General features: G+C 45.7%; 8 protein-coding genes and 1 pseudogene. All 9 read left to right on the top strand.

What is annotated here, in order from left to right; all coding sequences use genetic code 11:
- Positions 1-321: pseudogene (locus tag J2Z66_RS41975) on the top strand (hypothetical protein); the annotation flags it as partial.
- A 161-nt stretch (positions 322-482) separates the two neighbouring features.
- Entirely contained in the window at positions 483-2,009 is a 1,527-nt protein-coding gene (locus tag J2Z66_RS41980) for a sensor histidine kinase (RefSeq protein ID WP_209980008.1), read from the top strand.
- A 176-nt stretch (positions 2,010-2,185) separates the two neighbouring features.
- Complete coding sequence (locus tag J2Z66_RS41985) at positions 2,186-4,261, top strand: AraC family transcriptional regulator (protein ID WP_209980011.1); 2,076 nt, start codon at positions 2,186-2,188, stop codon at positions 4,259-4,261.
- A gap of 791 nt (positions 4,262-5,052) precedes the next feature.
- Positions 5,053-7,107, top strand: coding sequence for a right-handed parallel beta-helix repeat-containing protein (locus tag J2Z66_RS41990; RefSeq protein ID WP_209980013.1), 2,055 nt, complete (start codon positions 5,053-5,055; stop codon positions 7,105-7,107).
- Positions 7,108-7,142: 35 nt separating this feature from the next.
- Complete coding sequence (locus tag J2Z66_RS41995; protein WP_209980015.1) at positions 7,143-9,062, top strand: right-handed parallel beta-helix repeat-containing protein; 1,920 nt, start codon at positions 7,143-7,145, stop codon at positions 9,060-9,062.
- A gap of 41 nt (positions 9,063-9,103) precedes the next feature.
- Complete coding sequence (locus J2Z66_RS42000) at positions 9,104-10,570, top strand: hypothetical protein (protein ID WP_209980018.1); 1,467 nt, start codon at positions 9,104-9,106, stop codon at positions 10,568-10,570.
- Between the two features lie 14 nt (positions 10,571-10,584).
- The gene (locus J2Z66_RS42005) at positions 10,585-11,778 is read left to right on the top strand and encodes a hypothetical protein (protein ID WP_209980020.1); all 1,194 of its coding nucleotides are present in this window, start codon (positions 10,585-10,587) and stop codon (positions 11,776-11,778) included.
- 227 nt (positions 11,779-12,005) lie between these two features.
- On the top strand, positions 12,006-13,385 hold the full coding sequence (locus J2Z66_RS42010; RefSeq protein ID WP_209980021.1) for an ABC transporter substrate-binding protein: 1,380 nt from the start codon (positions 12,006-12,008) through the stop codon (positions 13,383-13,385).
- Between the two features lie 162 nt (positions 13,386-13,547).
- Positions 13,548-13,728, top strand: a 181-nt coding sequence (locus tag J2Z66_RS42015) for an ATP-binding cassette domain-containing protein (protein ID WP_209980023.1), incomplete at its 3' end; no start/stop codon positions are given.

Below are 13,728 nucleotides of genomic sequence, written 5' to 3' on the forward strand. Positions count from 1 at the left end.
TTACGAATAAAAAAGAAGCTGGACGATGCGCGTTTAGCGCTGATCATGTCCGTGGCCGATATATATTTCCAGCCTGATAAAGAGCAGGATGAAGCGATCCTGCTTGAGCTAAGCGAACTATATCCAGAGGAGGGGGAAGCAATTATGGAATTGATGCCAGCATGGAAGCGTTGGGGATACGAAGAGGGAATTGAGCGAGGAATTGAACAGGGAAAGGAAGAAATCATTCGTAAATTTCTTGGCAAAGGATTTTCGCCAGAAGAAATAGCGGAAACGCTTGAGCTTCCAGTGGGTGAGGTTCTTAAGCTGATTAAGCAATAAAACAATTATGCAACGCAAGCTAGCGAATGGGTGCAATAGACGCTTGCTTGTTTTTTTTATGCTATAATATGGTAAATATTCTCATTTGATTCAGGGGATTTTTCTTTGCGCTTACGCTATAATGATAGCAAATCACAGCTTTGGAAAAGGCAGGCTTATGAATGAGTGACATGGGGTTGTTTTTGAAAACATTTTTTTCGAATATTAGCATTATGTTGACGCTTATGTATGTGGCCAGCTTGATTTATAAGTACACGCTTTATAAACTTTCGCCTAATGTGAAGGAAATATTGTTTATTTTGCTTGCCATATTATGCGGCTTGACGACTATGCATTATGGATTTCAGTTTTCGGAAACCGCTCTGTTTGATCTCAGGTTTATGGCTATTATTGTGGCCCCGATGTTTGTTCGCCATCCGATTTCGATACTTATCATTGGTTTAGGTATCGGTGCGGCACGTCTGAGTTTTGGATTGAGTTATGCTTCTTTTGTAGGGTGCTGTAATGTCATTGTAATGAGCCTTCTTTGTATGTTGATCTGTTGGTGGGCGGAGCAAAGGAACTGGGGATTTTACAGAAAAATGACTGCATTGGTTTTGTGGATCAATACGGCTAACGTTGTAATTATTGCTGTTTTTGGAGTAATCCCTTCCTCTGAGTATTTGCTTGAAATTGCCCCTGGGACATATATATTGAGCCTAATTCTAAGCTTCGGCTTTACGCTGCTTTTGCGCGAGTTCATCATGGAGGCGAATCGTAAGTGGCAGCTGCATAACTATAATATTAAATTGAAGGAACAATATCATATCTCGGAGGAAAAAACCAAAGAGCTGCAGCTTGCTAAGCTCGAACTGGAGGAAAAGAACGAGCAAATATTGCTGGCATCGCGTTATAAATCAGCTTTTCTTGCTAATATGTCGCATGAGCTGCGGACACCGTTAAATTCCATCCTGGTACTGTCGCAAATCCTTGAGGAGAATATCGACGGCCAGCTATCCGATGAGGAGATCCGCTACGCTAATATTATTCATTCCTCGGGCGAAGAACTGCTGCATTTAATTAATGAAGTGCTTGATTTGTCCAAAATTGAAGCGGGACGAATGGATTTGGACCGTTCCGAATTCAGTATAAGTGAAACGCTGGAGCAGATGTCCTATACCTTTCAACCCATCGCTATGCAAAAAAATATTGAGCTTGTTATCGAAAGCAAGGAAGGTGTGCCCGCTATTATTTACGCCGATGGTCAGCGGCTGCAGCAAATCATTAAAAATCTGCTGTCAAACGCGATGAAATTTACGGAAAAAGGGACAGTGAAGCTTTCTGTATATCCGATAAGGGATAAAAAAGGCATTGTGAACGGCACAGAGCTGATGGCTGACTGGCTCGTTTTTTCCGTTGAGGATAGCGGGATTGGCATATCGGAGACGAAGCAGCCGATTATTTTTGAGGCTTTCTATCAGGCTGATGATACGATTAGCCGCAAGTATGGCGGAACAGGACTTGGACTTTCAATTTCCAAGCAATTTGCTGCTCTTATGGGCGGTTTTATTGAACTTGAAAGTCAGGAGGGACTTGGCAGCAAGTTTAGCTTGTACGTGCCTTGGGAGGAGATTACGCAAAGTCAAGGCTCGGAGGAGGCTTGTGCCCGGGAAGAAGCTTATGTGAAGCAGGAGCCCCCGATTATTTGACCAAGCCAGTTGATGAGAAAAAAACCTCATTCTTAGGCGCGACTAGTATTTTTTACAACGAAGCTTCCAATCTTACAATTGTCTTTTTGCCCAGATAAAGCGATAATTTATGCAAAGGGCATGTATAGATAAATAGAAGACGGCCGTATGTACAGAAGCGGGGGGCGTAGTCAGTTATGAAGATTAATATAAGGGCATATCACTACAGGATTGTCATTATTTTATTATTGGTGGCCATGCCGCCTTTTTTAGTTGCAAGCGTTTACAGTATGAATGTTTTTCTTAAGCAAACGATCGACCTGGTCAATTCCAAAAACGAGAACGAGCTGGTCCGCACAGGTAATTTTATGGAGCAAACCTTTGAGCAGATTGTAGATGGGGTTTTGGCCGGAATGACCAATGAACCTTTTACGAAGATGCAGTTTATTGTAGAAAAGCTGCAAATCATCAAAAGCTTGAATAGAGCGGTGAATGACAATAAATATTTGGATCAGGTCATGCTCTACAACGAAGATGAGGATTATTTGCTGGTATCCAACTACGGGATTATCAGCGATCCGCAAAATTCCCCTTACAATTGGATCAAGTCCGAACTTAAAGGTATGGACAATTATCAGATTAAAGTGACTGAAACAAGAAGCCTGAACGTACAAGGGCATAATAAATATGTCATTTCCCTGCTAGCTAAGCTCCCGTTGCGCGGCCAGCAATCCTATCTGAATTACACGGTTGATCTGGAGAAGCTCTATAACGATTTTTTGCTGCGATTAAATGTGGATAATGGCATTTATAATTATTATTTAACGGATGCGGCAGGTAGGGTGGTGTTTCATAAAGATCGTGAGCTTCTGGGAACCTATTTGCCGCAGAGCCCGACCGCTCTCAAGCTTAAAGATCAGCCCGTGATCAGCAGCTATCCATTAAAAACAATGGGCTGGAATCTGGTAAGCGAGGTCAATATCCACCGTTTAAGCAGCGACGTGTACAAAGCCCGGAATCAAATGATTATGTTCCTCACGCTGATCACTCTGGTTATAGTGGTCATGACTATTCTAGGCGCCAGACAGCTATACAAGCCTGTTAGGCATTTAAGGCTGCGGCTTCATGATAGCGAGCAATTGTTGAAAAGAACGCTTGTCTATAATCTGATTAAGGAAAGATTTACGGAAAGCGCCGATATTGAACGTTATTTGGACGATTATCACAGGGATCTGGTCGTCGTCATTCTGACGATTCATTCACAAACGGACATGACTACAAAAGACTCAAGCCTAACCAATGAAATTGAAAAAAGCTTAGGAGTTAAATTTGAAATCGATCTGTTTGTGGAGTCGGATAAGCAATATGTGCTGCTGTTAAAGCTGGACCATGATGATATGAACCGCTTTATTACGGATATGCTCGCGAGCTTCAATGACCAGATATTACAAAACTTGACGCTTAGTATTGGGGGCATCTATCCCCTAAAAAAAATCAACAACTCGTACATTGAAGCTTTATATGCTTTCAACGTGGGGCGTATTTATTCCACTGACACCAACATTTATTGTTATAGCAAGCTGCCGGTGGACTACCAGCAGAAGCAGATGAAGGATCCGACAATCGATGAGCTGGAACTTGCGATCAGGCAGCATAATGAGAAGGCGTACACGGACTTGATTAATACCATGCTGTCGGAAAACAGAAGTGTTATGGAATACAATTATAATTTGTATATGAATATTTCCTTGTTAATCAAACTGTATGACCAGGAAAGTGTTAAATTTTTGAGTGAAATTAATGAATTGATTACAGACAAGGGGATTATGAACGCAGCCGCGGTCAAACATTTCTTTATTAGCAAATTTAATAATTTCAATGCGGATTACCAGCAGGACTTCAATAAATATGTGCAAAAGGTGGAGCAGTACATCGCCGAATGCTATCCCAATAATTTTTCGATGGATGACGTTGCTGAGCATGTAGGCCTGACAAGACAGTATATAAGTCAGTTGTTTAAAAAGCACTACAATACGACCTTGATTGATTATTTAAGCCAATACCGGATCGAACAGGCGAAGCTGCTGCTTGCAGATACCAAAATGAAAATTAACGATGTTGGCAGCAAGGTAGGCTTTAACAGCAAAAGCTACTTCACCAAGGTATTCAAGCTGCATACAGGAATTACACCGACGGAATACCGGGAGCTGGCCTGGAATCGTAATAAGGAAGCGGAAAGTGAGAGTCTGATCCCATTGAACGGCGATGGTTGATCAGGCTTTTTTTCTTATATAAAATGCTCTTTTTACGCTTGTTTTGAACATTTTTACAACTGATTTGACAATTATAGGATTGAAGGAGATGGGAATTTCCCCCATAGTAATAAGGGTATCAAAAGGGAATCAAGAAGATTGCAAATAAGGAGCGTGATTAGGATATGAGGCAGCAGACCATGGCGTGCGTATGAAGAGCTTGATGATCTAGAAAAATAGAAATGCTGTATCTCGCGACAATGTATGTCATCCGTAAATGGACGGGACGTGTCCAAAACTAGGGCCAGATGCTGCTCTAAATCTCCGTGTTCTTTCCGGATTCGGGTAGGCCAGCACTTGCGCTAATTTTCAAAGATTCCCCTCGGGGAAGGTCTGCAAAAGAGTTTACACAAAATTATTGACAGACCCCGGTATGACGAACTGGGAATCGAGAAGGGAGTCCTACTCCCGATTGTGATCTGGCCGATTATACGGCTTGCAATGCTTTAGCCCGCGATCCTGAGTACGGGCCTAAATTCCTGGAAGAATTTCAGGACAGATTGTTTTCGGTACCGATATTTGTTTTCCAACCATGCCCGTTCCATTGCTCGATCTGCTGATCGATTGGCGCGATACCCACAAAATCAGCGAAGCCGTGTTTAATAAAATCGCTCGGGAAAATGCTGTGAAGTTTTTTGGATTGAGCTAAAAGCTTCTCCCCGAGCTGTGCGCGGAACTATTCTCCGATTGTTTTACATGCATCTTATATGGTCTGATCATTACGAAAGTATCCTATTAAAGGAGCTAAAAACATGACTAATGAAAAGCAACAATCCAAGGCGAATACCAGTATCATTGATACGAAGATGAGTAGAAGGAAGTTATTAGGTGCAGCTGGTACAGCTATGGTTGCAGGAGCATTTTTAGGTGGCGCCAAGGCATTTACCCGTCAAATTGATGATGTAGTGGATAGCGAAAATGGGAACGATGCATTAAATTTGGAAGAACGTGGAGGTTATCCGGGAATAATCGCAGAGTTTTCAGCAATGTTGTCGGATATTGTAATCAATGTGAAGTTATTTGGTGCAACAGGTAATGGAGTAGCGGATGATACCCATGCTATCCGTGCTGCTATTGAATCCATAAGAACCACAGGCGGCACTGTGTTTTTTCCAAGAGGTACCTATGTATGCAGGGCTATTGTTGTACCAGCCAATATTACTATTATAGGGAATCATGCAGTTATTAAAGCTAAAGATGTATTTTATACAAAAACAACTAGTGCTGCATCTGTGAACGGTACAAGCGTAACTGTACAGAATTCGTCGGGTGTAAATGTAGGTGATGTCATCTCTTTGAAAAGTGATGCAACGGATTTGATAGTTGTCACAGGCAAGACAGGGAATACGATCCAAATAAAGCCTATGAGGATTTCTAAGATAACTGCAGAGACACATACAGGATTTAAATATAACCATGCTTCTGGCTCGGATGTTATTGTTTTGTCTCAAATCTTTTGGGTTACTCAAGGGTTAACGACAGATAGTGATAGTTTGGACAATATCCCCAAAACAGGTGGAGTTGAAAACGTAACCTTTAGAGGGATAAAGTTCGTTGGGTCCAAGAACAGCCATAATTATAGCAAGTATACCATATATGAATTGATTGCGAGTGGAGCTATATTCTTTTATAGAACCACAAATTGTAATGTATCCGATTGTATATTTGAAGATACGTACAGTACAACTGTTGTATATTATGGGTGGAATACAAATTTTGAGTTTAGCTCTAATACATGCAGGAATGTGGGCTATGTCCTCCCGACTAGCGTATCACCACAAGAGCGGGACAGTACAAGCGGGATAACTCTGCATTGGGATGAGCGCTATGATACGCAAAACAGTCTGCATGTTTCCGACTCGTATGTCATCGAGAGCAATACATTCAATCATTGCTGGAACGGCGGCGTATTTGCTTCTGCTAGCAACAACGGATTGATCTTGAACAATGATGTCAACGACTTTGTTTCTCATGGTATATGTGTGTATGGCGGGGATTTGGGGATAAACAGCTCGGCCGTTATCGTTGCCAACAATACGATCAGGAACGGGAGAAACATTGGCGATCCTCTAGGTCACGGCATCGGCATTTGGCTGTCGATTATTAGTAAAAGCTGCAGTGCGGCTCATAACTTTATTGACAATTGTGAAAAAGGCATTGTGCTAAATGGGGTGAGTAATGCCAATATAGCCAACAATATGATTTCGAATTGTACGACCAGCTTTATTGAACTTACGCTTTTAAATGCGAGCGTGAATGTCTGCGACAACATTTTTCTACTGGAGTACGGGTACATAGACAGTAAAGCGGGATCATGCGTCGTTCTTTTAGATAGCTCGGGAAGCGCATACGATAATGTCAATCTTGTCATTCAAAGCAATCTTTATTCCTTGTCTCCAAGCGCGTTCAAAGGTTCGCATGTTACACGTATAATTAAAAGCAACGACACGCTTTTTATGGACGAAAGGGGACTAGGGGCTGTTCCTTTTGCCTTGATTAGTGACGTGACCTCTGCCAAAAAGCCGAAAATGATGCATTGCGATTTCACGGGCATGGCCGGCAGCGGAGTTGCCGCAGGTCAGGCGTGGCTGTTGAATTGTCTGGAGACAGACGGGACGGCAAGGACGGTTTTGGATACAGCTGCCATGACGTACAATGACAAGGAAGTGGCCGTTGTGAGCAGCGGCGCCACCGCTGCCCGCCCAACTGGCGTGCCGATAGGCTATTCTTATTTCGATACGACCTTGGACAAACCTGTCTGGTGGAGCGGTGTGAATTGGAAGGATAGCTCTGGCGCTGTTATGTAATCGTATTCTTTATCAGATAAAAGGAGCTAGAGGACATGTCTAATGAAAAGCAAGAATCCGTGGCGAATAATGGGAAGGCTGTAGGCATTCAGAAGAATGTGGAGAGTATGCAAGAATATGCTCAAGTGCTTTCAGTAACGCTCACGGATCATGTAGCAAATGTGAAGTCATTTGGTGCAACCGGTGATGGAGAAATGGATGATACCCATGCTATCCGTGCTGCTATTGAATCCATGAGAACCACAGGCGGCACTGTGTTTTTTCCAAGAGGCACTTATATATGCAGGGCTATTGTAGTACCAACCAATATTACTATTATAGGGAATCATGCAGTTATTAAAGCTAAGGATGTATTTTATACCCAAACAACGAGTGCTATATCAGAGAACGGAACAAGTGTAACAGTACAGAATTCGTCGGGTGTACATGTAGGTGATGTCATTTCTTTAAAAAGTAATGAATTGGAGTTGTTGGTTGTAACAGGCAAGACAGGGAATGCGATTCAAATAAAGCCTATGAGGATTTTCAAGGAAATTGCAGGGACACATACAGGATTTAAATATGAGCATGCTTCCGGCTCGGATTTTATTGTGTTGTCTCAAATCTTTTGGGTTACTGAAGGGTTAACGACAGATAGTGATGACTCGGACGATATCCCCAAAACAGGCGGAGTTGAAAACGTAACCTTTAAAGGGATAAAGTTCGTTGGGACCAAAAACAGCCATAATTATAGCAAGTTTACCGTATATGAATTGGTTGCGAGTGGAGCCATATTCTTTTATAGAACCACAAATTGTAATGTATCCGATTGTATATTTGAGGATACGTATAGTACAACTGTTGTATATTACGGGTGGAATACAAATTTTGAGTTTAGCTCTAATACATGCAGGAATGTGGGTTATGTCCTCCCGATTAGCGTATCACCGCAAGAGCGGGACAGTACAAGCGGGATCACTCTGCATTGGGATGAGCGCTATGACACCCAAACCAGTCTGCATGTTTCCGACACGTACGTGATCGAGAACAATACATTCAATCATTGTTGGAACGGAGGCGTATTTGCTTCTGCTACGAACAACGGATCGATTCTGAACAATGATGTCAACGGCTTTGTTTCTCACGGTATTTGTGTGTATGGCGGGGATTTGGGGATAGACAGCTCGGCCGTTATCGTTGCCAACAATACAATCAGGAACGGAAGAAATGATGGCGAACCGCTCGGTTACGGCATGGGCATTTGGCTGTCGATTATTAACAAAAGCTGCAGCGCGACTCATAACTTTGTTGACAATTGTGAAAAAGGTATCGTTCTAAACGGAGTTAGAAATACAAATATTTCCAATAATATCATTTCGAATTGTACGACCAGCTTTATTGAATTTACGCTATCAAATATGAGCGTGAACGTCTGCGACAATATTTTTCTACTGGAGAACGGGTACACAGACAGTAAAGAAGGATCGTGCGTTGTTCTTTTAGATAGCTCGGAAAGCGTAAACAATAATGCCAATGTTGTCATTCAAAGCAATCTTTATTCCTGTTCCAGCTCGTTCAAAGGCTCGTATATTACGCGTGTAATTGAAGGCAACGACACTCTTTTTATGAATGAAAGAGGGCAGGCATTTGTTCCTTTTGCCTCGATCAGCGACGAGATCTCTGTCAAAAAACCGAAAATGATGCATTGCGATTTCACGGGCATGGCCAGCAGCGGAGTTGCCGCAGGTCAGGCGTGGCTGCTCAATTGTCTGGAGGCAGACGGGACGATAAGGACGGTTTTGGATGCAGCGGCTATAACGCACAATGACAAGGAAGGGACCGTTGTGAGCAGCGGGAGCACGGGAGCCCGCCCAACAGGTGTGCCGGTTGGCCATTTTTATTTCGATACGACCTTGAGCAAGCCTGTCTGGTGGAGCGGAGCGAATTGGAGCGATAGCTCTGGCGCTGTCGTGTAATCCTTGTCCTTATTACAGTTTTGATTACGAGGAGGATTCTCATGCTCGACCTATACCAGAGTAACCAAGGACAGAAGGCGCTTGAATATGCTCATTTCCCGACACCGATGCAAGCGATTGTGTGGCGGAATTGGGGCATGGTGCCGGTCGGACGGATCGCGAACATACTGGAGGCCAGCTTGCATCAGGTGATCGGGCTGGCTGAAGGAATGGGCTTGCCCATCTCCCCGGAGGTGGACCCGTTATGGCTGTCACGCGGCTATATTACCCTTATTCGGGCGAACTGGCATTTGCTCACGTATGAGCAGCTGCTTGTGCTGCTGGATTGGTCGGCCGATCAGCTTGCATTCGCCCTGAAGGAGGACGATTTCCTCTGGATCAAGCTGGGATCGCTGAAGCCGGCGAGGGAGGCCGTCTATTATCGGCCGCTAACCAGTGAAGAGAGGGAACAGACGGAGCAGCTTCGGAGGGAGATCGCCCGGCATTTCCCAGAGGATGCTTATCCGGTTCTGGAGCAACCCTTCGACTTTCTGGACCAGTTTGCGGCAGATGGTGATTCCCACAAGCCTATGTTTGTGACGAAGATCGCAAAGGCCACGACTGAAGGTGATGAGGCTGGCGTACGGCTGGACTCTGGCTGGTGCATTCGTTATCCGGCAGGCAGCAAGCATGTACGGGCTTTCGCCAACCGTTTCATACAGCGCATGAAACAGCGGTGGGGGATCGAAATGACCGCAAGCGAGCTTGATCAGGAAAAGGCGGATGATGTTACGGAACCCCCCACGGTTCAACTTGTCATCAAGAAGGATGACAGCTTGCTTCCGGAAAGCCATGCGATCGGGGTGTCGGCCCACGCCGTGACGATTCAGGCGGTAGACGAGCCAGGCCTGCTTAGGGGCTTGCAGTGGATAACCAAGTGCATGGAAGGGCGTGGAGGACCGCTGCTCGAGCGAGGGCACACGCAGCGTAAGACAAAGATGGATCTGCGCTTTATTTATTCTTATTTTGCGGTGTTCGGCGACCCGTTGATCGATACGGAGGTAGATCCGTATCCGGACGCTTTGCTGGAATCGTTGTCCGAGCTTGGGGTGAATGGCGTATGGCTGCATGCGGTTCTGTATACCTTGATTCCTTGGGATGCAGCGCCCGAGCTGTCAGTCCATTGGGAGAAGCGGCTGGACGGCCTGCGCAGACTGACCGAGCGTGCGGCCAGGTACGGCATCGGCGTCTATCTGTATTTCAACGAACCGCGCGAGATGCCGCTTTCTTTCTTCAAGCGTTACCCGCAGTGGAAGGGGCATTCGCATGATGGTATACACGCCGTGCTTTGCACATCGCATCCCGACATTCAGCACTATCTCCGCAGCGCTACCACGCGGTTATTCACCGAGGTTCCAGAGCTGGCGGGATTGTTTACCATTACGAAATCGGAAAACGTAACCCATTGTTACTCGCATGCGAATCGCGAAACGACGACATGCGACGCTGCCGCGAAAGGGAACCGATAGAGGTCATAGCCGAGTTGAATCGCTGCATCGCCGAGGGGGCGTTCAGCGCTAAACCGGACGCTAAGCTGATATGCTACACTTGGGCTTGGACCAACTTCGAGAAAGAAACGCTTATGGAGGGCATTCGCAACCTTCCAGATGGCATGCGTGTTATGTGCGTAAGTGAAGAGTTGATGCCGACACATGTGGCGGATACGGAAGGCAGCGTGCGTGATTACTCGATTTCTATCGTTGGCCCGGGGGAAAGATCGCAAATAAGCTGGGATACGGCAGCGGAGCGCGGACTTCAGACGGTCGCGAAGGTGCAGTTCAACAATTCGTGGGAATGCTCTGCCGTTCCTTACTTGCCCGTATTGGATTTGGTCGAGGAACATCTGAAGCGTTTGCTGGAGTCGGGCGTTACGGGGCTGATGTTAAGCTGGACGCTGGGAGGGTACCCGTCTCCCAACCTCGAGCTGGCTTCCGAATATTACTGGGAAACGACCGCGGCCGATTCAACGGGTCCACATGACACTAAAGGGGGATTTACACCGCCTGGCAAAATGGAGCTGCTCAAGCGTAAATTCGGCGAAGCGGCGGAGCCGATCGAAAGGGCGATCTATCAATTGAGCGAAGCCTTTCGTCAGTTTCCTTTTCATATCACAACGCTCTATGAAGGCCCGCAAAATACGGGACCGGGCAATTTGCTCTACCTTTCACCGACCGGTTTCAAAGCTACGATGGTAGGATTCCCCTACGACGATCTGAATACCTGGAGAAGCATTTATACGGTCGAGCGGTTTGAGAAGCAATTTCATCTACTGGCACAGCAGTGGAAGGAGGGCTTGGACTTATTGATGGATGCGGAAATGGCCGTGCCGGCAGGCAGGCAGAGAGCTTATACGGAGCTTCTTCATATGGCAAAGGGCGCTTATTATCATTTCCACAGTACCGCTAATCAAGTGTCATTCGTAAGGGTTAGGGATCTATGGCTTCAGGAGCAGGACGAAAAGACACATGATAAACTGCGGAGCCGTCTGGCGGATATTGTAGAGGAAGAACTGGAAGTGGCCAAATCGTTATATACGCTCGTAAGCAGAGACTCGCGTATCGGCTACGAAGCGTCTAACCACTATTATTACAGGCGCCAGGATATTCAGGAGAAAGTACTCAATTGTCTGCATATCAAGAGGGAGCTTGCAGAAGAATCGTCAGAAATTTATGTTTAAGGGCTTTGACATCTAGTGTGAAACGGTTGTTTTTACGGATGGCGACCCTTCTTCCTTGTCAGGAAAACCGGTCACTATGGAAATAGCGATGTGCGACGCGGAGCTGTATTCTTTCCAACTTAATGAATAGGTGAGGCCGGAATGCGGGTTTGGGTGATAACTCAATCGCAAAAAAACCATATGGTTAGACCATATGATCAATTTTATAATCAGGAGGGGTTAAGGATATGTTTAAAAAGTGGGGGCGTTACATTCTTGCAAGTATATTGACAGTTTCTTTGTTGACGGCATGCAGCGGAAATGCGGGTGTCGAGCCGGTGAATACGGAAACGACGAAAGTGAAGGAATCACTGAAACCGCAAGAATCGCCGAAACCGCAAGAGCCTGTAGAAATAACCATTATGCATCACAACGGAGCTTGGAGTGAAGAGCAGACTGCGAAAGCGTTTGCGGAACCTATTATGAAAAAATATCCGCATATCAAAGTCAAAGCCATCGGCTTCAAGGGCAAGTCCCTGGATGAGGAGCTGGCGGAGATGGTCGTTACCGGCAATTTGCCGGATTTGATTATGACTACCGCGGGTCTCGGATACGATACGACGATTCGCAAATATAAAGGCGAGTACGACTTGTCGCCACTTATCCAACAATACAACTATGACTTGGATCAACTGGACCCGGCGGCTCTGCAAGTCGTCCAAAACTTGTCGGGCAATAAGGAGCTTTACAGCCTTCCCATCTACATGTCGCCCAATACGCTCTATTATAACAAGGCGATCTTCGAAAAATTCGGCGTCGCTTTCCCGAAGGAAGGTATGACATGGGACGATGTGTACGACTTGACCAAAAAGCTGACGCGCAACGAAAACGGCGTGCAATACCGCGGATTTATGCTTTCGGGCTTTCATTTGATGAGACTGAATCAAGTGTCGCAAAAAATGTTTGACAGTACGGAGGAAAAAGTCGCGTTCGATACGCCGGAATATAAAAACTACCTGAAAGATATTTTCCGCATATACGATCTTCCCGGCTATGACATGGACCAAGTGCTCCAGGCTGCCAACTTGGATCTGTTCTTAAAAGATCAGACCGTCGCTATGCTTGAGCCTGGCGGTGTGTTGATTGACGAGGAGGCTCTCGCCGGCCTCGGGGATCAATGGGATTTCACTTCGTTCCCCTCGTTGAAAGACAAAGCGGGCGCCGGCTACCAACCGTATCCGTTCATTATTTCGATGTTCAACTCGAGCAAGCACAAGGAAGAGGCTTTTCAAGCGATGGCTTACTTAACCTCAGCCGAGTTTCAGACCGAAGCAACCAAACAAGGAAAGCTGCTGCCCGTGCTAAAGGATAAGTCGATGGTAGCGTTATTCGGACAGGATTCCGCTTTCTATAAAGGCAAAAATGTCGGCGCGTTGCTGCCCAAGCAGTTTACACCGGTTCCGGATGAGCCGAGTTCCGAATATACAAGCATTGCCCAGAGTGAACTAATGAACATTTATGCTTCAGCCGTTCACGGTAGAGTGGAATTGAACACGGCATTCCGCGAAGCTACCGAGAGTGCCAATAAAAAAATCCAAGAGATGAAAGCGGCCAAAGGCACCCAATAGCGACGGGCTTGAAGAAAGCCAAGGCAGTCGGAGCCGACGGTGTGCAAATGGATAAAGTGTGCGGGGAGATGGACCCGCACACTTTATCGCAGGCCGTAAGACAGGAATTAAAGGCATACCATTTTTTTAGATGAAAAGTTGAAGGAGGGGGGAGCAGGCTCCATGTCCCGGATATTGTTCGATCACGTATATAAGCAGTACGGCAAGGTCAAGCAAAATGTCGTGAAAGATTTTAATCTGGAAATTAGAGATAAAGAGTTTGTCGTGTTTGTTGGCCCTTCCGGCTGCGGCAAATCGACCACACTCCGTATGCTGGCTGGCCTTGAGGACATCAGCAAGGGCG

The sequence above is a fragment of the Paenibacillus eucommiae genome, assembly GCF_017874215.1.
GTDB classification, from domain to species: domain Bacteria; phylum Bacillota; class Bacilli; order Paenibacillales; family NBRC-103111; genus Paenibacillus_AI; species Paenibacillus_AI eucommiae.